Source organism: Vibrio azureus (assembly GCF_002849855.1).
GTDB lineage: Bacteria > Pseudomonadota > Gammaproteobacteria > Enterobacterales > Vibrionaceae > Vibrio > Vibrio azureus.
Window position 1 is genome coordinate 1,965,743 of sequence record NZ_CP018616.1, and the last position, 26,804, is coordinate 1,992,546.

Annotated in this window: 18 protein-coding genes; 9 read left to right on the top strand and 9 right to left on the bottom strand. The window is 43.5% G+C overall.

The features are described from left to right. Positions 1 to 690 precede the first annotated feature (690 nt). From rne to cobO, 3 genes are all read left to right on the top strand, one after another. A complete protein-coding gene (gene rne, locus BS333_RS08920; RefSeq protein ID WP_021707873.1) occupies positions 691 to 3,858 on the top strand; it encodes a ribonuclease E in 3,168 nt (1,055 codons plus the stop codon). A gap of 404 nt (positions 3,859 to 4,262) precedes the next feature. After that, positions 4,263 to 5,822: a SulP family inorganic anion transporter gene (locus BS333_RS08925; protein WP_021707874.1), complete on the top strand. Its 1,560-nt coding sequence runs from the start codon at positions 4,263 to 4,265 to the stop codon at positions 5,820 to 5,822. A 185-nt stretch (positions 5,823 to 6,007) separates the two neighbouring features. Beyond that, positions 6,008 to 6,613: a cob(I)yrinic acid a,c-diamide adenosyltransferase gene (gene cobO, locus BS333_RS08930; RefSeq protein WP_021707875.1), complete on the top strand. Its 606-nt coding sequence runs from the start codon at positions 6,008 to 6,010 to the stop codon at positions 6,611 to 6,613. 72 nt (positions 6,614 to 6,685) lie between these two features. Here the strand turns inward: cobO and BS333_RS08935 are convergent, their stop codons facing one another. From BS333_RS08935 to apbC, 3 genes are all read right to left on the bottom strand, one after another. Beyond that, entirely contained in the window at positions 6,686 to 8,800 is a 2,115-nt protein-coding gene (locus BS333_RS08935) for an AsmA family protein (RefSeq protein ID WP_021707876.1), read from the bottom strand. Between the two features lie 308 nt (positions 8,801 to 9,108). Further along, complete coding sequence (gene udk, locus BS333_RS08940) at positions 9,109 to 9,750, bottom strand: uridine kinase (RefSeq protein ID WP_021707877.1); 642 nt, start codon at positions 9,748 to 9,750, stop codon at positions 9,109 to 9,111. Between the two features lie 300 nt (positions 9,751 to 10,050). Continuing rightward, positions 10,051 to 11,124 carry an iron-sulfur cluster carrier protein ApbC gene (gene apbC / locus BS333_RS08945; protein WP_021707878.1) on the bottom strand — a complete coding sequence of 358 codons (1,074 nt, stop codon included), beginning with the start codon at positions 11,122 to 11,124 and terminating at the stop codon, positions 10,051 to 10,053. Between the two features lie 163 nt (positions 11,125 to 11,287). On the opposite strand from apbC, the gene metG reads away from it, so the two are divergent. After that, entirely contained in the window at positions 11,288 to 13,363 is a 2,076-nt protein-coding gene (metG, locus tag BS333_RS08950) for a methionine--tRNA ligase (protein WP_033003069.1), read from the top strand. Between the two features lie 109 nt (positions 13,364 to 13,472). On the opposite strand, the gene fadR is transcribed toward metG, so the two are convergent. Further along, positions 13,473 to 14,312, bottom strand: a complete 840-nt coding sequence (fadR, locus tag BS333_RS08955) for a fatty acid metabolism transcriptional regulator FadR (RefSeq protein ID WP_021707880.1) — start codon at positions 14,310 to 14,312, stop codon at positions 13,473 to 13,475. Positions 14,313 to 14,949: 637 nt separating this feature from the next. On the opposite strand from fadR, the gene nhaB reads away from it, so the two are divergent. Then, positions 14,950 to 16,536, top strand: a complete 1,587-nt coding sequence (gene nhaB, locus BS333_RS08960) for a Na(+)/H(+) antiporter NhaB (RefSeq protein ID WP_021707881.1) — start codon at positions 14,950 to 14,952, stop codon at positions 16,534 to 16,536. 82 nt (positions 16,537 to 16,618) lie between these two features. Further along, positions 16,619 to 17,155 carry a disulfide bond formation protein DsbB gene (dsbB, locus tag BS333_RS08965; RefSeq protein ID WP_021707882.1) on the top strand — a complete coding sequence of 179 codons (537 nt, stop codon included), beginning with the start codon at positions 16,619 to 16,621 and terminating at the stop codon, positions 17,153 to 17,155. A 94-nt stretch (positions 17,156 to 17,249) separates the two neighbouring features. Here the strand turns inward: dsbB and BS333_RS08970 are convergent, their stop codons facing one another. Continuing rightward, positions 17,250 to 17,858, bottom strand: a complete 609-nt coding sequence (locus BS333_RS08970; protein WP_021707883.1) for an SEC-C metal-binding domain-containing protein — start codon at positions 17,856 to 17,858, stop codon at positions 17,250 to 17,252. A gap of 312 nt (positions 17,859 to 18,170) precedes the next feature. Here BS333_RS08970 and dusC point away from each other — a divergent pair, with 312 nt between their 5' ends. Next, complete coding sequence (dusC, locus tag BS333_RS08975) at positions 18,171 to 19,127, top strand: tRNA dihydrouridine(16) synthase DusC (protein ID WP_021707884.1); 957 nt, start codon at positions 18,171 to 18,173, stop codon at positions 19,125 to 19,127. Between the two features lie 202 nt (positions 19,128 to 19,329). Here dusC and yfbV read toward each other — a convergent pair whose 3' ends face one another. Further along, on the bottom strand, positions 19,330 to 19,782 hold the full coding sequence (gene yfbV, locus BS333_RS08985) for a terminus macrodomain insulation protein YfbV (protein ID WP_021707886.1): 453 nt from the start codon (positions 19,780 to 19,782) through the stop codon (positions 19,330 to 19,332). A 344-nt stretch (positions 19,783 to 20,126) separates the two neighbouring features. Between yfbV and BS333_RS08990 the strand changes: the two genes are divergently transcribed. After that, positions 20,127 to 21,323, top strand: coding sequence for an acetate kinase (locus tag BS333_RS08990; RefSeq protein WP_021707887.1), 1,197 nt, complete (start codon positions 20,127 to 20,129; stop codon positions 21,321 to 21,323). A 130-nt stretch (positions 21,324 to 21,453) separates the two neighbouring features. Then, positions 21,454 to 23,619, top strand: coding sequence for a phosphate acetyltransferase (gene pta / locus BS333_RS08995; RefSeq protein WP_021707888.1), 2,166 nt, complete (start codon positions 21,454 to 21,456; stop codon positions 23,617 to 23,619). Between the two features lie 284 nt (positions 23,620 to 23,903). On the opposite strand, the gene oppF is transcribed toward pta, so the two are convergent. Genes oppF through oppC form a run of 3 tightly spaced genes read right to left on the bottom strand, consistent with a single transcriptional unit; the run spans position 23,904 to position 26,795 of the window. After that, on the bottom strand, positions 23,904 to 24,896 hold the full coding sequence (oppF, locus tag BS333_RS09000; RefSeq protein ID WP_021707889.1) for a murein tripeptide/oligopeptide ABC transporter ATP binding protein OppF: 993 nt from the start codon (positions 24,894 to 24,896) through the stop codon (positions 23,904 to 23,906). Next, the gene (gene oppD, locus BS333_RS09005) at positions 24,893 to 25,864 is read right to left on the bottom strand and encodes an ABC transporter ATP-binding protein (protein WP_021707890.1); all 972 of its coding nucleotides are present in this window, start codon (positions 25,862 to 25,864) and stop codon (positions 24,893 to 24,895) included. The genes oppF and oppD overlap by 4 nt, the downstream gene beginning before the upstream one ends. A gap of 28 nt (positions 25,865 to 25,892) precedes the next feature. Next, a complete protein-coding gene (gene oppC / locus BS333_RS09010; protein WP_021707891.1) occupies positions 25,893 to 26,795 on the bottom strand; it encodes an oligopeptide ABC transporter permease OppC in 903 nt (300 codons plus the stop codon). Between the last annotated feature and the right edge of the window lie 9 nt (positions 26,796 to 26,804).

The window sequence follows — 26,804 nt, forward strand, 5'->3', positions numbered from 1 at the left end:
TCGATAAAGATACGGATATGAATAGAAACGCAAACAAATAGAACGGATTATAGAAAAATGCCAATTCTATAAAAACAGAACATTGGTCCCCTTTAAAACCTCGCGCCTAGTGAATGTGCATAGAAATATCTCCTATCGCTATCACAAAACAAGCCAATGTTTTGTTTAAATTATAAAAAGTAACCGATGAATTTTTTGATTAGATAAGGACTTTTCCAACAATCCTTGACCAAACACCTTGTAAACAAGCAGTTATAAGTTACAAAACTTGAATTTAGCACTAAATTTTCCACAGTTTGAGCTAAAGCAGATTGCTGATATCAAGCAGCACTGCTATAGTTCACTGCTGCTAAGGTAAAGTAGGTTACATTTTATTCAGTGCTTATTACTTACCTTTAGCAAATCGAGTAGAAAGATGAAAGCCAGGTGCGGAATTAGCGTAAGACACTCTGGATACATCACGCTTGTCACTCTACTCCTCGCATATTCATGTTGAGTATTACCGTCGAAATAACGGGTCACAGGCTTGAGCTTCCAATGAAGTACAAAACAAACTTGTGATAACTGAAGTGCCCCAGAGCGTCCCCTTCCAGCCGGGAGGCTGCAAATGATTAGCCATGGGACCTGGCACCGTGAAACAGCGATAAATCAGTGACAAGAGAGGCAAAGAAAAGACAACGAGAAAATTTAATGAAAAGAATGTTAATTAACGCAACTCAGAAAGAAGAGCTGCGTGTCGCTCTGGTTGATGGCCAGCGACTGTTCGATCTCGATATCGAAAGTCCAGGACATGAATCAAAAAAAGCGAATATCTACAAAGGGCGTATCACACGCATCGAACCAAGTTTAGAAGCAGCATTTGTTGATTACGGTGCTGAACGCCATGGTTTCCTTCCCCTCAAAGAAATTGCACGTGAATACTTTCCAACGGGTTACACTTATCAAGGTCGACCAAGCATCAAGGAAGTCCTGACCGAAGGTCAAGAAGTCATTGTTCAAGTGGAAAAAGAAGAGCGTGGTAGTAAAGGAGCTGCACTTACAACGTTTATTTCCCTTGCTGGTAGCTACTTAGTTCTCATGCCAAATAACCCTCGTGCAGGCGGTATTTCACGTCGTATCGAAGGGGATGAGCGTACACAACTTAAAGCCGCGTTAAGTACTCTAAAGCTTCCTGATAGTATGGGACTTATTGTCCGTACAGCTGGCGTAGGCAAAAGTGCTGACGAGCTTGAGTTCGATCTCAAGGTCTTATTAACCCATTGGGCTGCGATAAAAGATGCCGCAGATTCAAGCCCTGCACCATTTTTGATTCACCAAGAGAGCAATGTCATTGTCCGTGCCATTCGCGATTATTTGCGTCGTGATATTGGTGAAATCTGGATCGATAATCCAACCGTATTTGAACGTGCTCAACAGCATATTGAGCTGGTTCGCCCAGACTTTGCGAACCGAGTAAATCATTATACTGCTGAAGTACCGCTATTTAGTCACTACCAAATTGAAAGCCAAATTGAATCGGCCTTTCAACGTGAAGTGCGCCTTCCTTCTGGTGGCTCAATTGTTATTGACCCGACAGAAGCACTAACTTCTATCGATATCAACTCTGCCCGCGCAACGAAAGGCGGCGACATTGAAGAAACAGCACTGAACACGAACTTAGAAGCAGCAGACGAAATTGCTCGTCAGCTTCGCCTTCGTGATCTCGGTGGTTTGGTCGTTATCGACTTTATTGATATGAGCCCAGTTCGCCACCAGCGTGAAGTTGAAAATCGTTTACGTGAAGCAGTGCGTTTAGACAGAGCTCGTGTGCAGATTGGCCGAATTTCCCGCTTTGGCTTATTGGAAATGTCTCGCCAACGTCTGAGCCCTTCCTTGGCTGAAGCAAGTCATCATATTTGTCCTCGTTGTACAGGTACCGGTGTGGTTCGCGATAATGAATCACTTGCTCTTTCCGTACTTCGCATGCTTGAAGATGAAGCGTTAAAAGACAATACGTCACAAGTGCTCGCCGTTGTACCAGTACCCATTGCTTCTTACCTTTTAAACGAGAAACGTCGCTCTGTTAATCTTATCGAGAAGACTCAGGGCATAAAAATTACTATCGTTCCAAACTCTGATATGGAAACGCCGCATTTTGAAGTGATTCGAGTGCGTGAGGGTGAAGAATTCGACCTGCTTTCTTACCTGCTGCCACAAAAGCTGGATGCATTAAAAGAAGCAGAAGGTAAAGAACCAGCAGAAAACGCAATTAAGCCTCGTCGCATTGAAGAGCCAGTTCTAAAAGGTTTTGCAGCGCCAACCCAAAGTGCTCCTAAACCCACTCAAAAACCGGCCCCTCAAGTAAAACAAGAGGCAACTCAACAAGAGCAAAAAACAGGTCTATTTAGCCGTTTCTTTAAAGCTCTGAGTAGCTTCCTATTTGGAAACTCTGAATCCGAAGCTAAAGAAACAGTTCAAGAAGCAGATAAGCCAAATCGCGATAATAAACGCCACAAGCGTAACGATCGTCGTCGTAATAGCAACCGTGATAACCGCGATAGTCGTGATAACCGCAATGATCGTGATAACAAACGTCGTCGCAAACCACGTGAAGAGCAAGCTGCCGAGCAAAATGAAACTCAACAGCAGACGAATAAATCACAAAACCGTAATCAGAAACGTAAACCAAGACCTCAACAAGCAGACAAAGCACAAGAGACAAAGGTTAACGAAAAAGTTGCTGAAAAAGGGTTAATGTTGGCGGCTGAAGCTCGTTCTGAAGCAAAAACAGATGAGAGTAAAGCCAAACCAAACGCGAAAGCAGAAAAAATCAAAGAGCGTCGTCAGCGTCGTAAAATGAATAAATCTGTTCGTGTTAAAAACCAACAGCAGACTGAAAGCGTGAGTGAAGAAGTCAATAACAAGGTTCAAGATGCTGAAGTGAAAGCGGTCGAACCAGTGAAAGCCCTTCATGAAGTGCCAGTTGACAACACTATTCAAGAAGTACAGGAAGATAGAAACGAGCCTAAACAACGCCGTAATCGCCGCTCTCCTCGTCACCTACGAGCAAGTGGTCAACGTCGTCGCCGTGGTCGCGACCGCCGTCCAAACCCATTCCGCCTTCGTAAAGGTGGCGTTGCCTCTCCTGAGATGGCAATGGGTAAAGTGATGCCTCGCTACATTCCAAAACACAATCACAAGCAAGATGTGGTTGTGAAGGAAGAGTCATCTCAAGAGAACAGTAATGTTGCAGCAGTCGCTTATTCTGCACCTGTTTCTCAACAAGGTGGGGTTGCTTGTCCAGAAATGGCGATGGGTAAAGTGATTGTTCATCGTGATGTCGTATCGACTGAACAACAACCTGTTAGTAAGCAAGAAATCGTGCCTCAGTCAGCACCTACAGCTGAAAATCATGAAATACAGAATGCTGTAACAAATGATGCTCTGACCACAACACTTGCAAACACGGTTGTTACACAAGAAGACCAAAGTGTGAATACCATTTCTGAACAGCACAACCTAACTGAAGTTACAGAAAATACGCAAGACGATATTGCTGAGCAACAGTGCGTTGAAACCAAGGTAGCGGTTGAGGCTGTGCCTGAAAGTCATGTTGTACCTCAACAGCCTGAGTCTGTTAACCCAGTTGCGCTTGACACTGTGGCATCTCAAACGACTAGTAAAGTCAATGGTGCTAACGTCAACGCCAAATTGAGTGCTCAAGCACCCATGACTAAAGCACCTGGGCCGCAAGAACTGCGTGAGATTACTGTCAATGCTGCACCGTTTAGGTCTGAGCGTTACACGCCAAAAGGGGCAGGTAGCCAAGTCGCAACTAACCGTGCTTCATCTGGCATGACAAAACCAAACATTATGTAATCAATCCATCATAATGTTGTATCTAACAGCAAAAAGGCTACCGCACTGGTAGCCTTTTTATTCGCCTCAATTTAAGTTCATCCTATGTAATTTAAGTTCACCTTATGTTGCCAAATGACCTCAAGATACAAATAGTGAATACAGCTCAGCCTCAGTTTGATGAATTTGAATGATGGATCGCAGATAGTCGGTCATTCCTTCTATCATCATTGAACTTAATCACACTTTTCGGTAGCATTCGCCAATCATATTTTCCGACACTTTTTCGCCTCTGAAGACACTTTTTGTGCTGTCTGAATGGCATTCGTCCTAATTGACATTAAGTGCTAACTGTTTCTCTGTCATATCACCAGTTCGGTAACAAGATAAGAGAGACCCAATATCAAGAGAACTCAATACCTCATATGTTCGAATTCCCCCAATTTTCTACACACTCCGTGAAAAACGATGTACTTTCTGGTTTAACCGTAGCTTTAGCTCTTGTACCGGAAGCGGTTGCCTTTGCTTTTGTTGCTGGTGTCGATCCTATGGTTGGCCTTTATGCTGCCTTTATCGTCGGATTGATCACTTCTATCTTTGGTGGTCGCCCAGGCATGATCTCTGGTGCTACTGGAGCAATGGCTGTGGTTATGGTCTCTCTGGTTGCCTCTCACGGCGTACAATATTTATTTGCCGCCATTATGCTTGCTGGCATTTTGCAAGTCGCTGCAGGTCTATTTAAGCTCGGGAAGTTTATTCGAATTGTCCCTCACCCTGTGATGATCGGGTTTGTTAATGGCTTAGCCATTGTCATTTTCCTAGCTCAATTGGGTCAATTTAAAGCCCCAGATATCAATGGTACTTTAGCTTGGCTTCCTCAAGATCAAATGATGCTGATGCTTGGTCTGGTTGCTTTGACCATGGCCATTATTTATTTCTTACCTAAATTAACCACAGCGGTCCCCTCCTCTTTAGTTGCTATCGTTACTGTGTCAGCTCTGGTTATCGGTTTGGATTTAGAAACGCGTACTGTTGTTGATTTTCTTCGCGCTATGTCAGGCAATGAAGCAGCCACTTTAGCGGGTTCTCTGCCTTCTTTCTCGATTCCAAGCGTACCGTTCACCCTTGAAACATTACAAATCATTTTCCCTTACGCTATCATATTAGCGGCTATTGGCCTCATTGAATCCCTTCTGACTCTGACCGTTCTTGATGAAATGACCAACACTCGTGGTCAGTCGAATCGTGAATGCATTGGGCAAGGCATGGCGAACATGACTTGTTCTGTCTTTGGTGCAATGGGTGGCTGTGCCATGATTGGCCAATCAATGATTAATGTTAATTCAGGTGGCCGTGGCCGTTTATCTGGTATTGTTGCCGCTGTTGCTCTGCTGATGTTTATTTTGTTTGCATCCTCTTTGATTGAAATGATCCCACTTGCAGCTCTTGTTGGCGTAATGTTTATGGTCGTCATTGGTACATTCGAATGGGCAACGTTCAAACTTGCGCGTCGCGTACCTAAGCAAGATTTCTTCGTCATCATCTTGGTGACTGTTGTCACTGTTCTAACCGATCTTGCTATTGCCGTCGCTGTCGGGGTTATTGCTTCTGCTTTAATGTTCGCTTGGCAACATGCAAAACACATTTATGCTGACACCCATATCAACGAAGAGGGGTCGAAAGAATATAAAGTCCATGGCCCTATCTTCTTTGGTTCTGCGGCAAATTTTTTAGAGCTCTTTACTGCTCAAGACGATCCTAAAGACATCATTGTCGACTTTGCCGACTCTCGTGTAACGGACCACTCTGCCATCGAAGCCATCGAAACATTGGCGGAGCGCTATTCAGCCTTAGGCAAGACTTTGCACCTACGTCATTTAAGCCCTGATTGCCGAAAACTGTTAGATAAAGCCGGAAGCCTAGTTGAAATTAATGTGAAAGAAGACCCTAGCTACAAGGTTGCAACCGATTTACTTGCGGGCTGAGTCAATAAGTCCAAATTAAATACGGTAAGTTAAGCTTAAAGATAATCATAAGGGATAGGCATTGCTTATCCCTTTTTCTTGTCTATTAATCACGATTTTTCTTCTATATAGGTTGATCTATCATACGCTCTAACAGATCATTCCGCGCACCTTGCCGAGATACAGACACCATTAAAGGAAACATAATGTCTATTGAAAATAGCAAAGAAGCACGCCATAAGGCCCGCCAGCAGAAAGTGAAGCAACAAGTTGATGCCCAAATCGCCGCTGCACAAGAAGAGAAAGGCTTATTATTGGTCATTACGGGTAATGGCAAAGGTAAGTCGACATCTGGGTTTGGTATGGTGACTCGTGCACTAGGTCATGGCCAAACATGTGCAGTTGCTCAATTTATCAAAGGAACATGGGATAACGGTGAGCGAAATTTACTTGAAAAGCTTGGCGTAGAGTTCCAAGTCATGGCAACAGGTTTTACCTGGGAAACGCAAAATAAAACAACCGATACTGAAGCCGCACAGTCCGTTTGGCAAGAGTGTAAGCGAATGCTTAAGGACGAATCGATTGATGTGATTCTGTTTGATGAGCTGACGTACATGGTGAGTTATGGCTATATCGACTTAGACGAAGTGGTCGAAGCGCTGAACAACCGCCCGAAAATGCAATCTGTCGTAATTACTGGTCGCGGTGCACACCGCACCTTGATTGAGATGGCTGATACCGTTTCCGAAGTGAAGAACGTTAAGCACGCCTTCGAATCCGGTGTAAAAGCCCTAAAAGGTATCGATTGGTAAACTCAGCTCAATAAAAAGGGTTGGAAAATCCAACCCTTGACACAAAAGCTCTGCAGAACCTAGACCTGTGGATCATTTAAAAAAGTTATTTAAAATACCATCTACGGCATCTTTCACTTTTTCATCTTTGATCTTGTCGGTCAGTTTATCCAAACCACGATCAATTTCTTTTTGTGCTTTTTGTTTAAGAATATCATCAAAGACTAACTTAAATTTCGGGTCACTCCACTTTCCAGATACATTGATCGGAATCGTAAGATCTTTCAGTTCATCGATACTTTGACCACCCTGCCCTTCAAGAGAACCAACGATAGAGGTACTGATAGTAAAATCCACGGTTTCATTCAGATAATTGGCTTTACCCTTACCTTGTACACGTAATAGTGGTGACTGGGCCTTTAAGTTATTTGTCGAAACCGTGCCTTTGTTGAGTGATAACGTCGCCGTCATTGCACTAAAGTCGGTTTTTTTCACTACATTACTTGTATCTAATACTTCACCCTTAAACCGAGCATAATTTTCTCGGATGAGTTGCGCAATATTAATGCCGTTTACCGCGCCGTCAGCAAAGTTAATCGCTACAGTACCAACCAAATTCTTTTTAATACCAGTGGATGTCAAACTACGGCCATTCACATTGAGATCAATGCTGCCTGTACCCTCCAACTTATCATTGTCAGCCACATCTTTAAGTAGTGGTTGAACATGGATATTTTTAATTGAAGATTTCGCTTGATAACGTGCTGGTGACCGTGTCGCATCAAGCTTAGCTGTCGCATTAATCGAACCCTGATAAAGCTTTGAGCTAAAGGACGTCAACTCAGCAATACCACGCTGAATAGAAAAGCTTGTTTTCACTGCTGACATGGAGGCATTTGCAGCTTTAAATTGGTCGATAGCAATACTGCCTTTCACATCCAGGGCTTTTAAAGCCGATAAATCGGGCTCTACCTCTGGAGAAGTTTGATTATTAGCTACTGACTTAGACTTTTCTTCCGATGAATTATTTGCTTTAGACTGTGGTTTCTCATGGCCAAGAAATTCATCCAGATTGATATTTGGGCTGTGTAGAGTGAAACGGATTTGGGGAATATCACCCAGAGTGACGTCCGCTTTTCCATCCAACGAAATGGCATTGGCGGTGAGTTTATCCAAAACAAAGCTAAGGTGATTTTTGTTTAAATCAAAGGATAAATCAGAGTCCATCGCCACATTCATTGGTGACTGAGGCAATGCTTTACCATCGAAGCGTGATTTAAGCGTTAACTGTTTCAATAGGATGGTGCTTACTGCTTTATCTATCGTTAAATCGCCCGTGCCTTGCATATCTATGGTCATATCATTGGCTTGACCTTTGATAGCGTAAGTAAGCCGATTTGCCTTATCAAAGTCAAAGGTCTCTAAACGCAGAGATAAAGATTCGAACCGATTTTTGGGTTCAGCATATGTTGCCTCAACTTCGGTATTTTTCAACTCGTAGTGGGTAAGCCGCTGAGTAAGGTTAAATTCTGTTGAACCTTGAGCAGAGAACGATTGATCATTCATTTTCCCGTTGAAGCCAAAATCAAGACTCGCCCATTTTTCAAAAGCAAACTGAGAGAGGTTTAGAGAAATGTTATCCAGTTCAATATTACTTCCGGTCTGTTGATCAACCAACTCAACAGAGCCATTTGAGATCGTGACACCAGCCAGCTCGATAGTCCAACCATCACCGCTATTTTTAGGCTCAGGATTTGTTTCTGCTTGTGGCTCTAATTTCGCATCAGTTTTAGCCAGTTCAGCTTGCTTACTCTGTGCTTTGGTCAATGAGTCTAGGTTCTTACGACCGTCTTTTAATGTTTCGAGATAAAAGTTTGCTCCATCAAGCGTCACATTGCCGATTTGCAGTTGCTTGCTTAGCAGCGGCATAACCGAAACATCGACACTCACTCTATCAACACTAAACAAGTTAGCTTGATTAAAGCCAGGTGGATTGTTCAATTCTGTTTTACCAAGCTCAAGGCCCAAAGATGGAAAGAATGTCCAACTGATATCACCATCAATCACTAATTCTAATCCCGTTTGTTTGTGTGCTTGTTCAACAATCAGCGGTTTGAATTGATTCGGATTGATAAAAAGGACAAGTGCTAGTATCACGCCTAGAACAGCTATGATCGGAACCGCAATAAATAAGAGCAGTTTCTTCATTTGTTTTTCCTTGCTTGATGTTTAGTGACAACTGTACTCTCAAGTATACCCAAGAGACTTTAATATGCGAGATTCTAAACCGAGCCTCTTATGCTAAGCATTGATAACTTAGCCCGAAGACTCAGTTACGTTTTGCTACCGATTAACCTGTGGTGCTGTTGCTTACATTACAAAACAGGCCTAACCCAATTTAATCAATAGCGAAAACGAACATTCACTAAAATTGGTCGCTTAACGCTGACAATAAAAAAGTGGCATATAAAATGCCACTTCTTTTTAAACAAATAAAGCAATCACAACCTAAGTGATTATGCTTTAAGCAATTTGGTGATGTGTGCTTTCAGTACATCAATCGCAATGCGGTTTTTCCCTCCACGAGGAACAATAATGTCGGCATGCTGTTTAGAGGGTTCAATAAATTGTAAAAACATTGGGCGCACGGTCTGTTGGTATTGCTTCAATACAGATTCCATCGAACGGCCGCGCTCTTCCACATCGCGTCTCACTCGACGCAATAGGCAGATATCAAGAGGCGTATCCATAAAGACTGTCGCATGCATCAGGTCACGAAGGCGTGGATCAGTTAAAAGCAAGATACCTTCAAGAATAATCACTTTCTTAGGTGTCATTGTCGTGGTATTGCTTGTGCGGGTATGTTCTGAGTAACTGTATTCTGGTACTTCAACCGCTTGTCCACATACAAGCTGCTTCAAATGCTCACATAATAAATCGTGATCTAACGCGCTCGGGTGGTCATAGTTAGTCTTTACACGTTCTTCCATGCTTAATTGGCTTTGGTCATTGTAGTAACAATCTTCCGTGATAACACCGATTTGATGATCGCCTACTTTTTCGCGTAGCTCATTGTAGATTGTGCTAGCGATAAGACTTTTTCCAGAAGCAGAAGCGCCAGCTATACCGACGATGACGCATTGATTAATATCAGACATTATTTTGCACCCGATGATGATTTTGAGTCACATAAAAAGATAAACCGCACGATTATAGGGAGTTACCCCCTCAGATACTAGCTAGAATTAAGGTTTAATTATAAATTCTTACCATTACACCTGCTTCTCTCTAAGCAAACGGTTTCTGTGGTTAAATTCCAACCAGTCGCTTTGTTCTAACCAGCAGACGACTCAATAACCTCGAGCATTATTAAGGTTTAAATGGTGATCCAAGCTGCTCTCTATTGGAAGTTTCAAAATAAATAAAAGCTTCCGAATAGGTCTGTTGAACAAACAAGATTAATTCACCATAGTAAAACTGATGGTATCTGGTTTAGGTTTACCCTGCCAATACATGCTGCTGCATATACGATCAGCCAACTGCCTGTAGTTCGCAGCATGCTCACTTTCTGTGCGTCTAGCTACGGTAGGGATACCAGCATCAATATCTTCTCGCATTGAAATATGCAGAGGAATTTGCCCCAGTAACATAAGACCAAACTCTAGCGACATTTTCTCAGCCCCTCCTACACCAAAAATATGCTCCACAGCACCGCATTGGCCACAGACATGATAGCTCATATTTTCAATTACGCCGACAACGGGGACATTAACCTTGTCAAACATCGCTGCACCTTTACGTGCGTCAGCCAAAGCGAGATCTTGTGGCGTCGTAATTAACACGCTGCCAGTGACAGGTATTTGTTGGGAAAGGGTTAATTGTATGTCGCCAGTGCCTGGTGGCATATCGATAACCAGATAATCAAGATCCGGCCAATCGGTTTCATTAAGTAGCTGTGATAATGCCCTAGATGCCATAGGACCACGCCAAATCGCCGCTTCTGATTTATCAACTAAGTAACCAATAGAGTGTGTATAAATACCATGAGCGACAATGGGGGACATCCATTTGTCTTCTCTGACTGTCGGCTTCGCTTGCGTTTGACCAAGCATCATCGGCACTGATGGCCCATAAATATCCGCATCCAGTAAGCCCACTTTTGCACCAGAATCTGCCATGGCTAAAGCGAGGTTAACCGCCGTAGTTGATTTGCCTACGCCTCCTTTTGCAGAGCTAACGGCAATGATATTTTTCACTCCTTTCACTGCCGTCGCTACTGGAGTCTCAAGTGATTTGACATCCAGCCCTACATGATAATCGATTTTAGGTACTTGCTGAGTAGACTGCTGTTGTTTAATCCACTGCTTGAGTAATATTTGCACGTCATTACTGGCAAAAGGCAAAGCAATATTCACCCTATTTTCCACCACGCTGACGATACCATGCACATTTGCCCATCCTTCCACTAATTGTGGATGATGAAATTGGTTCAACCATAGGCAAATATCTTGTTGTGAAATCAATGGATGCATAGTTCTCTCCTCAATAACTCAAGTAATCGTAACACCCTATGCTGGGATTAAGAACCCCAAAAAACTGGGGAAATCCACGGTTTGATGCCTTGGAGTTAGCCTATTGATGCGGTAGTATTATCCATCAAAATTTTTTCTACCTCTGAATAAGCGAATATTAAGTATGGCAAACGATCCAAGACTCTCTACTCCAAGGAAATTATTGGTAACTTGTGCCCTTCCGTACGCTAATGGTTCGATTCACCTAGGCCACATGCTTGAGCACATTCAGGCTGACATCTGGGTTCGCTACCAACGCCTACGTGGCAACACTGTAAACTTCATCTGTGCAGACGATGCTCACGGCACACCAATCATGCTAAAAGCACAACAGATGGGAATTACACCAGAAGAGATGATCGCTGCTGTAAGTGAAGAACATCAAAAAGATTTTGCTGGCTTTGATATTAGCTTTAATAATTATCACAGCACACACTCAGAAGAAAACCGTGAACTCGCTTCTCATATCTACCTTGAGCTGAAAAAAAATGGTTTTATTTCTAGCCGCACCATCTCTCAGTTGTTCGATCCTGAGAAAGAAATGTTTCTACCGGATCGTTTCGTAAAAGGTACTTGTCCTAAGTGTAAGTCAGAAGACCAATACGGTGACAACTGTGATAACTGTGGTGAGACGTACAGCCCAACTGAGCTGATCGATCCAAAATCAGCGGTTTCCGGCGCAACTCCAGTCATGAAAGATTCTGAGCACTTCTTCTTCGACCTACCTCAATTCGAAAGCATGCTTAGAGAGTGGACTCGTTCAGGCTCTCTACAATCTGAAACCGCGAACAAGATGCAAGAGTGGTTCGAATCAGGCCTGCAACAGTGGGATATTTCACGTGATGCGCCTTACTTCGGCTTCGAGATCCCAGGCGAGAAAAACAAGTTCTTCTACGTATGGCTAGACGCACCTGTTGGCTACATGGCTTCTTTCAAGAATCTATGTGACAAAACTGAAGGCCTAGACTTCGACGAGTACTGGAAGAAAGACAGCTCAACTGAACTCTACCACTTCATCGGTAAAGACATCGTTTACTTCCACTCGCTATTCTGGCCAGCAATGCTAGAAGGCAGCGGTTTCCGTAAGCCAAACAACGTATTCGTACACGGCTACGTAACGGTAAACGGCGCGAAGATGTCTAAGTCTAAAGGTACGTTTGTTAAAGCAAGCACTTATCTAAACCACCTAGACCCAGAGTGTCTGCGTTACTACTACGCTGCAAAACTCAACAGCCGTATTGACGACCTAGACCTTAACCTTGAAGACTTCACTCAACGTGTTAACGCTGACGTAGTCAACAAGATTGTTAACCTAGCTTCTCGTAACGCTGGCTTCATCTCTAAACGTTTTGAAGGCAAGCTTGCTGAAAACTTTGCGGAGCCTGAACTATACAACGAGTTCGTTGCTGCAGCAGACCGCATCGCAGAGCTTTTTGAGACTCGTGAGTTTGGTCGCGCAATCCGTGAGATCACGGCGCTAGCAGATAAAGCGAACCAATACGTTGATGAAAAAGCACCTTGGGTTGTCGCAAAAGAAGAAGGCAAAGATCAGGAACTGCAAGAAATCTGTTCTGTCGGTATCAACTTGTTCCGCGTTCTGATGACTTACCTGAAACCAGTGATGCCTGCACTAGCAGCACGTACTGAAGCTTTCCTTAACGAAGAACTCACTTGGGAAGGCATTGCGACGCCGCTTACTGATCACGATATCACTAAGTTCAAAGCGCTGTTTAACCGTATCGATCCTAAGAACATCGAAGCGATGATCGAAGCATCAAAAGAAGATGCAGCAGCCGAAATGGCAGCAAAAGAAAAAGCAGAAGCGGAAAAGAACAAAGCGAGCCAAACTGAGCTAGACAAAGATCCAATCGCTGACGAGATTGAGTTCGATGCTTTCGCAGCCGTTGATATGCGTATTGCTCGCATCATCTCGTGTGAAGAAGTGCCAAAAGCAAACAAACTGCTTAAGTTCCAACTAGACATCGGCGGTGAAACTCGTCAGGTTTTCTCTGGCATTAAATCAGCGTACAAACCTGAAGAACTAGAAGGAAAACTTACTGTCATGGTGGCAAACCTAAAACCTCGTAAGATGAAGTTTGGTATGTCTGAAGGCATGATTCTAGCTGCTGGCCCAGGTGGCAGTGACCTATGGATTCTTGAGCCACACGAAGGGGCTCAACCAGGTATGCGCGTAATGTAATTCAAGCGCAACAAAAAAACCCTACCGTATGGTAGGGTTTTTTATTTCTTCTTAAACTCTCGCTAAGAGATTTAAAATACAAGGGCTTTACCACCAGAGCTGCACTTTACTAGCTATCATCTTCTGTAAAGTTAGTGGGTAACTCTTGCTTCATCTCATTCCAAATCTGGGCACTTTCCATACCGTAATGACGAATCACAATAGGAAGTTGATCACGCTGGCCCGTCATGCAGGTATCCAGTAACTGACGATAAAAGTTAAGCGCAAGCTCACGAGATGCTGGATTAGAAAAGTAATAGCTACCAACACGATCGTAGAGTTTTCTTAGACCGTTAAAAATCAGACCGTAGATCTGATTACCAGAATGGAAAGCTAAACGCTGAAACAGCATGTAGTCATAATAATTAAACGTCTTGGCCAGAAGAATCTCCTGACGTCTCGCTTCGTCTTTTTCTGCCTCTTCTTTTACGTTTTGTAGAATCTTCTCAGCATAAGGTGAAGCTGCAATGAAATCGTCCCACGAAGGAGCATCGACTAATGCTTGGCAAGACTCAATGACATTTTGAATAGTACGCTCTGAGGCTTCTTTGTTTGCTTTGAACGCATAACGCATGAAGATAGGGCTGATGTTTGTACGAGCAGCAAGAAGATCCTCGACAATGTTAGAAGCATTGTCTACATCAAGTGTCATCAATGTGTCCAATATATGTAGACCTGAAGTCTCCATAAATTGGTTTACCTTCGTTGGTTTACCATGCTGAATCGTCAACCAACCATCACGAGCCAAACGCTGTAATACTTCACGCAAAGTGGTTCTGGTCACGCCAATCAATTCAGAGAGTTCTCGCTCTGCAGGTAAAATAGAGCCTGGTGGGAAGCGACCGTTCCAAATACTTTCAATGATATATTTTTCTGCAAAACCAGCTGGGCTTTTAGCCTTAATGACCATTCTGTGTGTATCCAATATTGAAATCCATGAGGAGATACACTCATCATACCACTACTTCAGGCATTGCGAAAATACGTGATTTGGAAAATAAAACAAATTTCCGCAATAGAGTCAATACTCTAACTTTAATTTTATAGACTTTTACAGGCAAGTGGACGCATCATTAGTATAATTTGAAATATTTACCATAAATATGACTATAACCTACAGAATATAAAGGTGATTTCTTTACTTTTTTACTTTAAGATATACAAATTAACCTTAGCTTATGCAATTTGCATTATTTCTTATTAAGCCATTCCGTATCACATACTTAGAATGAATTTATAAATATAAATCCACTTTATTCAATCACCACTTAACGCTATTTTGATCGCGTTATTTCAATTAAAATATCATTTTGACTCAAACCATCACTTTTTGTTATTGACTAATGTAACCTGAGGTGTAGAGTTGCGTTCAATAATTACGTAGTGTTTAAGCCCAAGGGAAGCAATTTGGCAAAACTTCAATCAAAATAATGCTTTGTTGTTTTTCTAATTGGCTGCTTTTAAAGCTGAACGATGCCTTTAAGCCAATAGGCACATAATCACTGCGAACGTGTCTAATCTTATTAACTGTAATAAAGAGATTTATTATGCCGATGTCGCTCGGAAATGCTTTTATCAAGAATTTTCTTGGGAAAGCACCGGATTGGTACAAAGTTGCCATTATTGCCTTTTTGATCATTAACCCGATTGTTTTCTTCTTCGTCGACCCGTTTGTTGCGGGTTGGATGCTTGTTGGTGAATTTATTTTCACTCTTGCAATGGCTCTAAAGTGTTATCCATTGCAACCTGGAGGCCTCTTAGCAATTGAAGCTGTTGCCATTGGTATGACTAGCCCAGATAAAGTCAAGCATGAGCTGGTTGCTAACATTGAAGTATTATTGCTACTTGTCTTTATGGTTGCTGGCATCTACTTCATGAAGCAGCTTTTACTGTTTATATTCACCAAAATTTTATTGGGGATTCGTTCAAAAATTCTACTATCGGTAGCTTTTTGCTTTGCTGCAGCTTTCCTTTCAGCGTTTTTAGATGCTTTGACCGTCATCGCCGTTGTGATCAGTGTGGCTGTAGGCTTTTACTCCATCTACCACAAAGTCGCATCCGGCAGTTCTATTGGCGATCATGACCATACGCAAGACGATACTATTACCGAATTAACTCGTGACGATTTAGAAAACTACCGTGCTTTCTTACGTTCACTTTTGATGCACGCAGGTGTCGGAACTGCATTGGGTGGCGTGACGACGATGGTAGGTGAACCACAAAACTTGATCATCGCCGATCAAGCAGGCTGGTTCTTTGGTGAATTTTTAATTCGAATGTCACCGATTACCTTACCTGTATTCATCTGTGGTTTGATAACCTGTGCGCTAGTAGAAAAGCTTAAAGTGTTTGGTTACGGCACTGAGTTACCTGACAATGTACGCAGAATCCTTGTCGATTTTGACCAAGAAGAACGTAAAACTCGAACGAAGCAAGATGTTGCCAAGTTATGGGTACAAGGCTTTATCGCAGTTTGGTTAATTGCGGCTTTGGCACTTCATTTAGCCGCTGTCGGTTTAATTGGTTTATCGGTCATCGTACTTGCAACCTCATTTACGGGCGTTATCGAAGAGCATTCAATGGGTAAAGCCTTTGAAGAAGCCCTTCCCTTTACGGCTTTATTGGCGGTTTTCTTTGCCGTTGTTGCTGTCATTATCGATCAAGAACTCTTCAAACCTGTTATTGACGCCGTGCTGGCTGTTGAAGATAAAGGTCTACAACTGGCTCTGTTCTACATTGCGAATGGCTTACTTTCAATGGTCTCTGATAATGTGTTTGTTGGCACCGTCTACATTAACGAAGTAAAGGCTGCGCTGGTTCAAGGCACAATTACTCGTGAGCAATTCGATTTGCTTGCTGTTGCGATTAACACAGGAACGAACTTACCCTCTGTTGCAACGCCAAACGGCCAAGCTGCATTCTTATTCCTACTCACTTCTGCCCTTGCACCATTAGTTCGACTGTCTTACGGTAGAATGGTATTTATGGCGCTGCCATATACTGTGGTACTGGCTTTAGTTGGTTTAATGGGCATCATGTTCTTCCTAGAGCCAGCAACTGCATTTTTCCACGATGCGGGGTGGATTTCAGAAAGCTCTGGTGTCGAAACCAACGTAATTTCGCATGGACATTAAAATTTTAAGTTGCTAACGAAACTTATACGCGATAAAAAGCTCTGACTATCAGAGCTTTTTCACTTTCAACAGGACTGAATTCGTGACTATGTTTGCATCACTTAACCAATTTTCTAAAAGCCGACTATCATGGCTGACCTTACTTTTGGCGATCGTATTTTTTGAAGCCTGTGCCCTTTTTTTCCAGCATGTAATGACGTTGGCCCCTTGCGTAATGTGCATTTATGAACGCGTCGCCATGATGGCAATCGGAGGAGCTGCACTGATTGGCCTTCTCGCACCTCATAACCCTATCGTACGTTGGCTTGCCCTAGCAGCCTGGGGAGCAAGTGCATATAAGGGATTAACGTTAGCGCTGCAACACGTCGACTACCAATTTAATCCTTCCCCATTTGCTACTTGTGACTTATTTGTTTCTTTCCCAGATTGGGCACCACTCAACCAGTGGGCTCCGTGGATGTTTGAAGCCTATGGTGATTGTGCTGAAGTCGTTTGGCAGTTCTTTGGACTTTCAATGCCACAGTGGTTGGTTGTGATATTTGCAGGTAATTTGATTGCGTTTGGTTTTGTAGCTTTATCACAGTTTTTCAATACAAAACGTATCGAAGCGGTTCAATAAAGGCGAAGTTCTAACGAAAAGTTAGCTTATATACCCAAGTTACTATTTATATACCCAAGTCACAACAAAACACTTGGGTATATAGCCAAAGACATTATTGGCCGCAGCATTGCTTGAACTTTTTACCACTGCCACACGGACAAAGGTCATTTCTTCCAACTTCTTTAAAAGGATTCACACTTTTTGACTTCTTACCCGCCATCAATTCATCGGCACCGAGTGCAACTTCATTCACCATTAAGTCAAGCTGACTCTTTAGTTCTGCTAATATGGGTGGGTTCGACACGCCCGCTTCCAACATCAATTGCTGGGTTTGCTTTTCATCGATCGCTAACATCATCGTAGTGAGAAGTGCCTGTAGCATACGTTCAAGGCCGTCATTCAAACCTACTTCTTGCCACTGCTCTTCGATTACTGGCCATACTGACATAAAGCCTTCAGCAAAATCCGCCAGAGATTCTGAATCATCACCAAGCAACGTTAGAATCGAATATTCATTGCGTAAAAGATAATTATGCTGTTTATGAATTTGTTCCTCAATGCTCTTTTGAATGCTCTTAAACCCATCCCCTAACAAAGGTTCTAACCAAACTTCAGGTGCCATTGGTTTGATCATTAAATTAGCGGCTAATACCGTGCCTTCTAAGAACAATGCAGATGGCTCAACCTGTGCTTCACCTTTATCAATTAATGTATATTGCATGTTATTTTGTCCCCATAATTTTGGGCTGCATTATACCTAAATAGCGCCAAGATACCCAAATCATTGCAAGTTGCGAATACATAGACAGATGCAGACATTCTCGATTGAGCAATACACCTACCCCGAGGCTATGAACCCAAGTAAGCTCAAGATACTGTGTTCAGCGAGATAACCTTAACTCTCAGGTTTTGGGAACGTGTCACTGAATCAAGCATCTTGAGGTCACTTGGGTATAACGACTCTTTTAATGACAAGTTGGCCTTATACCGTTACAATCTGGCTCTTTTTTTACTAAACGGTATTAGGCAGAGTATGCGAGTTGTATTAGGTCCAATGGAAGGCGTTTTGGACCATTTAATGCGCCAAATCCTCACTGAAATAAATGACTATGATTTGTGCGTCACAGAGTTTGTTCGCGTCGTCGATCAACTCCTTCCAGATCATGTCTTTTACCGCTTATGCCCCGAATTATTGCAAGGTTCTCAAACAGCCTCTGGTGTTCCTGTTCATGTCCAACTTTTAGGTCAAGAGCCAAACTGGATGGCGGAAAATGCAGTAAAAGCCGCAGAGCTTGGTGCTCGTGGGGTTGATTTAAACTTTGGCTGTCCCGCTAAACTGGTCAACAAAAGTAAAGGGGGAGCGGCTTTACTTCAGCATCCAGAATTTATATACAATATTGTCAAAGCCTGCCGTGATGCGGTACCTAGCAACATTCCAGTCAGCGCCAAGATCCGACTTGGGTGGTCTAACCCTGAAGACTGCTTTGAGATCGTCGATGCAATTCAATCTGCTGGTGCTAATGAGCTCACCGTCCATGCTCGTACCAAAGAAGGGGGCTATAAAGCTTCGGAAATTAAGTGGCAATACATTACAAAAATTCGCGAACGCTTTGACATACCCTTAATTGCCAATGGCGAAATATGGAATTATCAAGACGGCCAACGTTGTATTGACACAACGGGTGTTGATAACTTGATGGTCTGCCGAGGGGCATTTAATATTCCGAACCTGGGCAATATGGTGAAACACGACCAGCCGCCAATGCCTTGGGCCGAGGTTGTCGATTTGCTGATCTATTACTCACAATTCGAAATGAAAGGCGACAAAGGGCTTTATTACCCTAACCGAGTGAAGCAATGGTTCTCTTATTTAAGGCAGGCCTACCCTGAAGCAAAAGCTTTGTTTACTGAAATCAGAACGTTCAACAAAGCCGCTCCCATTGTTGACTACATAGAAAGATACCGAGATCGTCTCAATACTCAAGGGTAGTCAACTTCCTGCAGAGGGAATGTCGCTCATTCCTTCTGCGCGTTACGCTCTGAAAGCGAATCAACTCAACTCAACTCAACTCAACTCAACTCAACTCAACTCAACTCAACTCAACTCAACTCAACTCAACTCAACTCAAAAAATTTTAGCTGCATCTACGGTAAAAGCCACAAGTGTTATAGGGCTTCAGTTAGTACACTCTCTAGAACCAGCGCTCTAAGGTATGCTTGTCAAGCTGACGGAAAGCTCGATTTAAAATGATGGCCAATTCTTTATACCTTGGCTTGGTTTTCATTGGTTCTAATGCACATCCTGTATCCAAGATTTTTTGATGCAATTCGCGATACCATGATGCAAGTGCAGGAGGCAATGTCGAATTAGCTCGTGTGCCTAACCACCACATCCCTTGCAACGGCATGCTAATAGCAAATAGCGCGACAATGATTGCTTGCGGCAGTGCTCCGTAATTATTGAACGCCATTTGAGTCAACACGCTGATTGCAGCGACTGCAGGCATTACTTTGATGCCAAAACGGGTCGCTTTGATAATGCGTTGTTCCGGGAAAATGGCATTAAGCTCTTTACGAACTGGCCAAATCTCCATGTATTGTTGTCCATTTTTTAAACTATGAACCAAACCAACTTTGTCATTCATACCGCTCTCTCACTAAAAAATAGTTGAATTTTTCAACTAGAGATACAAAAAATTGATGGAAACTAATATTAATTCAATTTTTTTTGTTATCATTGCCCATTATCGCTATCCTTTGCAAACTTTTGTCTCATTGTTGCCGTTATTTTCGATTTAAGCAACTTTGGCAAGTTTGATGCACGGACCGCACAGTGGTGATGGACAGTTTCTATCACTCTTATATATTAGATGGAATTAGAACAATTTTTGACCACGAATAGTACGCAGCATTGCTGGTATCGTCTATTCTTGTGATTAATTTTTCATCCTTAACTGATTTTGATCAGACGAATAACAGGTAGTCACACATGTCTAAGCTAGTTTTAGTTTTAAACTGCGGTAGTTCTTCTCTTAAATTTGCTGTTGTTGATGCAGAAACAGGTGCAGAACACCTTACCGGCCTTGCTGAGTGTCTTGGTCTTCCAGAAGCTCGTATGAAATGGAAGCTTGATGGTAAGCACGAAGCTCAACTGGGCGCAGGCGCAGCTCACGTAGAAGCACTATCTTTCATGGTAGAAACTATCCTCGCTTCAAAGCCAGAGCTTAAAGCTAACCTTGGCGCTATCGGTCACCGTATCGTTCACGGTGGCGAGCAATTTACGCAATCTGCACTTATTACTGACGAAGTTCTAAAGGGCATCCAAGACGCTGCGACTTTTGCACCTCTTCATAACCCAGCGCACTTAATCGGAATCGAAGCGGCTAAAGTAAACTTCCCTGGTCTACAAAACGTTGCTGTTTTTGACACGGCGTTCCACCAAACTATGCCAGAAGAGTCTTACCTATACGCTCTACCATACAACCTATACAAAGAGCACGGTATCCGTCGTTACGGCATGCACGGTACTTCACACCTATTTATCACTCGTGAAGTGGCTAACCTTCTTGAGAAGCCAATTGAAGAAGTGAACATCATCAACTGTCACCTAGGCAACGGCGCTTCTGTATGTGCAATCAAGAACGGTCAATCTGTAGACACTTCTATGGGTCTAACGCCGCTTGAAGGGCTAGTAATGGGTACGCGTTGTGGTGATATCGACCCAGCTATCGTCTTCCACCTACACGACGCTCTAGGTTACTCTGTTGAACAAATCAACAACATGCTAACTAAAGAGTCTGGTCTTGCTGGTCTAACTGAAGTGACTTCTGACTGTCGTTTCGTTGAAGACAATTACGGTGAGAAAGAAGAAGCAACACGTGCAATGGACGTGTTCTGTCACCGTCTAGCTAAATACGTTGCAGGTTACACTGCGTCTATGGAAGGTCGTCTAGACGCGATCACGTTCACTGGTGGTATCGGTGAAAACTCTGGTCCTATCCGTGAAATGGTTCTAAACCGTCTTGCTATCTTCGGCATTGAAGTAGACAGCGAAGCTAACCTTAAAGCTCGCTTCGGTGGTGAAGGTACAATCACTACTGCTAATAGCCGTATCCCAGCGATGGTTATCTCGACTAACGAAGAACTCGTTATTGCTGAAGACACTGCGCGCCTAGCAGGTCTTTAATTGAATTTAACTGGCTAGCCCAATGGCTAGCCAGTTTTTTACACAATTTTTGGAGCTCAACTCCTATTCTTTGAGTATCATGGAATATGAATTGTGCTTTCTCTCCTAAATAGCTAAAGGTACTCTACGAATGTCTCGTACTATTATGCTTATCCCTGCAAGTGCTGGTGTTGGTTTAACTAGCGTAAGCATGGGTGTTCTTCGCGCAATGGAGCGCAAAGGCGTTAAAGTTTCTTTCTACAAACCGATTGCTCAGCCACGTTCTGGTGGTGATCAACCGGATTTGACTTCAACGATCGTTGGTTATAACAGCGATATGAAGATCGGCAAACCAATGGCAATGTCTGTTGCTGAAAGCCTGATCGGCCATGACAATATGGACGAGCTGCTAGAAACTGTCGTTGAACGTTACAACCAGATTAATAAAGATGCTGATGTAACGCTGATCGAAGGTCTCGTACCCACTCGTAAGCACCCATTCGCTAACCAAGTAAACGCAGAAATTGCGGCGACACTTGGTGCAGAAATTGTGCTTGTTGCAACTCCGGGAACAGATAACCCAGCTCAACTTAAAGAGCGCATCGAAGTCGCATGCTCTAACTTCGGTGGTACTAAGAACAAAAACATCTCTGGCGTTATCATCAATAAGCTTAATGCGCCTGTTGACGAAGCTGGCCGTACTCGCCCTGACCTATCTGAAATCTTTGACGATGCAGACAGCGCACAACAAAACGAAATGAAAGTGATGGAAATCTTCAACACTTCTCCAATTCGTGTATTAGGTTGTGTACCATGGAGTATCGACCTAATCGCCACTCGTGCGATCGATATGGCCAAGCACCTAAGCGCTGACATCATCAACGAAGGTGATATCAATACTCGCCGTATTAAGAGCATCACTTTCTGTGCACGCTCTCTGCCAAACATGATTGAGCACTTCAAACCTGGCTCTCTACTGGTTACTTCTGCAGACCGTCCGGACGTTATCGTTGCAGCAGCACTTGCAGCAATGAATGGTGTTGATATCGGTGCGGTCTTGCTCACCGGCGGTTATGACATTCCTGCCGAGATTGCTAATCTGTGTAAACCTGCGTTTGAAACGGGTCTACCGATCTTCAAAGCACAAGGTAACACTTGGCAGACTTCTTTAAACCTACAGAGCTTCTCTATCGAAGTGCCTGCAGACGATAAAGAGCGTATCGAGTTCATCAACGAGCACGTTGCTGGTCACATCGACGGTAACTGGATCGAGTCTATGACTGAAGGTACTCAGAAGTCTCGTCGCCTAAGCCCACCAGCCTTCCGTTACCAGCTCACTGAGTTCGCTCGTAAAGCAGGCAAGCGTATCGTTCTTCCTGAAGGTGACGAACCACGTACTGTTAAAGCTGCGGCTATCTGTGCTGAGCGCGGCATCGCTGAATGTGTGCTTCTAGGTAACCCAGACGAAATCCGTCGCGTTGCTGCACAACAAGGCGTTGAGCTAGGTGCTGGCGTAACGATCATCAACTCTGATGAAGTTCGTGAAAACTACGTGGCTCGTCTCGTTGAGCTACGTGGTGCGAAAGGCATGACTGAAGTTGTTGCTCGCGAGAAACTACAAGATTCAGTATTCCTTGGCACAATGATGCTTGAGAACGACGAAGTAGACGGTCTCGTTTCTGGTGCGGTTCACACCACAGCAAACACTATCGTTCCTCCGTTCCAAATCATCAAAACGGCACCTGATGCGTCTATCGTATCTTCTGTATTCTTCATGCTGCTACCTGACCAAGTATTGGTTTACGGTGACTGTGCGATCAACCCAGATCCAACAGCTGAACAGCTTGCTGAAATCGCTATCCAATCTGCTGACTCTGCAGCAGCCTTCGGTATCGACCCTCGCGTTGCTATGATCTCTTACTCTACTGGTGAATCTGGTAAGGGTGCAGACGTAGATAAAGTACGTGAAGCAACTAAGATTGCTCAAGAGAAACGTCCAGATCTAGTCATCGACGGTCCTCTACAGTACGACGCAGCGATCATGGAGAACGTGGCCGCTTCTAAAGCACCTAACTCTCCAGTAGCAGGTAAAGCGACAGTATTCGTATTCCCAGACCTAAACACAGGTAACACGACTTACAAAGCGGTACAACGTTCAGCTGACCTAGTATCTATCGGTCCAATGCTCCAGGGTATGCGTAAGCCTGTAAACGACCTATCTCGTGGTGCGCTAGTAGACGATATCGTGTACACCGTTGCTCTAACTGCGATTCAGGCAGATCAAGCTGACCAAGCAAAAGAAAAAGTAATTAACTAACCCAACTCGGTTAACGATATTGCTTTTGTAGCTATACCTAACAAGCTATCAATAGAAACCTCGCCATGTGCGAGGTTTTTTATTACGACTCTTTTTATATCCCATTTTCAATATTTAAGACTTAACAGAATGGCGGAAAACGAATAACTGAGGCAGAAATACCCAAGCAACCTCTCTATGAATCAAGCATCTGGAAGTCATTTGGGCATTGTTTAAAACTGAATATAAAAAAAGCGCGACTCGAATAACAAGCCGCGCTTAAGCCCGTCACAGGCTGAATCGTATTAAACCGTTACATGAAGGCAAGAGGCTGCATGAACATCCGAACCTTGCAGTGTTGGTTTGGTCCTCGCACATTCCTCGGTTGCCTGTGGGCAACGTGTGCGGAAAACACAACCTGAAGGAGGACTGATCGGAGAAGGTAAATCCCCTTCCAACATTTGAATTGTTTTATTGCGCTCAAGTTCTGGATCTGGAATTGGGACAGCTGACATCAAGGCGCGCGTATAAGGGTGTTTAGGATCAGCAAATAGTGCTTCCGATTCCCCGAGTTCCACCGCATTACCCAAATACATCACCAATACACGATCTGAAATGTGCTTCACAACCGAAAGATCGTGTGCAATAAACACTAATGAAAGACCCAACTCTTTCTGCAGTTCTTTAAGCAGGTTGACCACCTGAGCCTGAATGGAAACATCCAAGGCAGAAACCGGTTCATCACAAATGATCATCTTAGGCTTCAGGATAAGTGCACGTGCGATACCGATACGTTGACACTGGCCGCCTGAAAATTCATGTGGATAGCGGTTGATCACATTAGGTAAAAGACCGACTTTCGCCATCATTTCCTTAACACGATCCTTCACTTCTTGCTTAGAAAGTTCTGGATAAAACGTTTCTAGAGGTTCAGCAATGATGTCACCAACTGTCATACGTGGGTTCAAAGATGCCAACGGATCTTGGAAAATCATTTGGATCTCTTTGCGTGTCTCTCGACGCTGAACTTCTTTCATTTTAGTGAGGTCTTGGCCTAACCAAACCACTTCGCCATCCGTTGCTTCAACTAAGCCAATGATCGCTCGTGCAAACGTTGATTTTCCACAACCAGACTCACCAACGACACCAAGTGTCTCACCTTCATACAGGCGAACATTAACACCATCAACCGCTTTTAGTGTTGCTGGTTTTGACCATGGCCATGCTGATTTTGCTGCGATACTGAAGTGAACTTTCAACTCAGATACATCAAGAATTAATTTTTTATCTACACTCATTTGTTCCAAGCCTCCCATTCAGAAAAACATGCTCGCTGACGCCCATTTCCAAAAGGCGTTAATATCGGCGCTTCACTCTTACAACGATCTTCTACACGATGGCAGCGATCTTGATAAGGACAACCCGGAGGCAAACGCAGTAAGTTTGGTGGATTACCCGGTATCGTCGGTAGAATTTCCCCTTCTGTATCGAGACGAGGAATCGCCTTCAATAGCCCTTCAGCGTATGGGTGGCTTGGTTGATAGAAGATTTCGTTAACAGTACCGTACTCCATGGTACGACCGGCATACATGACTAATACTTTGTCACAAGAGCCAGCAACCACTCCCAAATCGTGAGTGATCATAATAATTGCAGTATTAAATTCCGACTTCAGCTCGTTAAGCAAATCCATAATCTGTGCTTGAACAGTCACATCCAACGCAGTTGTTGGCTCGTCAGCAATCAACAGCTTTGGTCGGCATAGCAACGCCATAGCAATCATCACACGCTGGCGCATGCCACCTGAGAACTCGTGTGGATACATGGTCATACGCTTACGAGCTTCTGGAATTTTTACCGCTTCAAGCATACGAACAGACTCTTCGAATGCTTCTGCTTTACCCATACCTTTGTGTAACATCAGAACTTCCATAAGCTGGTCACTGACTTTCATGTATGGGTTGAGAGAAGTCATCGGGTCTTGGAAAATCATAGCGATTTGTTCAGCACGAACCCGGTTTAATTCTTTCTCTGGAAGGTTAAGAATCTCTTTGCCTTCAAATTTCGCACTGCCTGAAATAATGCCGTTTTTGGCCAATAGACCCATGATTGCAAATACAGTTTGCGACTTACCAGAACCTGACTCACCTACAATACCTAATGTTTCACCTTGGTTCAGTGAGAAGTTCAAATCATTAACTGCGGTAACAATACCATCTTGGGTTGTAAACTCGACACGCAGATCTTTGACATCTAATAAACTCATAATCAATTCCTTACATTCTTTTTTGTACTTATCTGTCTTTAGGATCAAGCGCGTCGCGCAGACCATCGCCAACATAGTTAAAGCAGAAGAGCGTGACGACCATGAAGGCTGCTGGGAAGGCAAGTTGCCAAATCGCGACTTCCATCGTTTGCGAACCTTCTTGAAGGAGTGCGCCCCAGCTTGTCATTGGCTCTTGTACACCAAGACCAAGGAATGAAAGAAATGATTCCGTCAAAATCATACTCGGAATAAGGAGTGTGGAATACACTGCCACAATACCTAAAACGTTTGGTACGATATGGCGAGTGATGATTTTCCACTTACTGACACCACAAACGTGTGCCGCTTCGATAAACTCTTTACTACGCAAACTCAACGTCTGGCCACGGACTATACGCGCCATATCTAACCAAGCAATGGCACCTATCGCAACAAAGATCAGGATGATATTACGGCCAAAGAAGGTCACCAATACGATCACAAGGAACATAAAAGGTACAGCGTAAAGGATTTCCAAAATACGCATCATGATACGGTCTACTTTACCACCGATAAAGCCTGAAGCTGCACCGTAGAGTGTCCCTATCACAACAGCAACCAATGCCCCCAATATACCGACCATCAATGAAATTCGGCCACCAATCAAAGTACGAACATACAGGTCTCGTCCAAGACTATCGGTACCAAACCAGTGCTCGCCACTAGGTCCAACATGCATTGCATACCAGTCAGTATCATCAAACGCATAAGGGGCAATCATAGGTAAAATAATCACCGCAAGAGTCATTAGCGTCAGAATAAATAGGCTCACCATTGCCGCTTTATTACGCATGAAGCGAATACGAGCATCTTGCCATAAACTGCGACCTTCCACTTCCAGGTTCTCTGCAAATTTCTCGACCGCTTCAAGGTTTTCTTTTTTCGTTAACATAACCATACT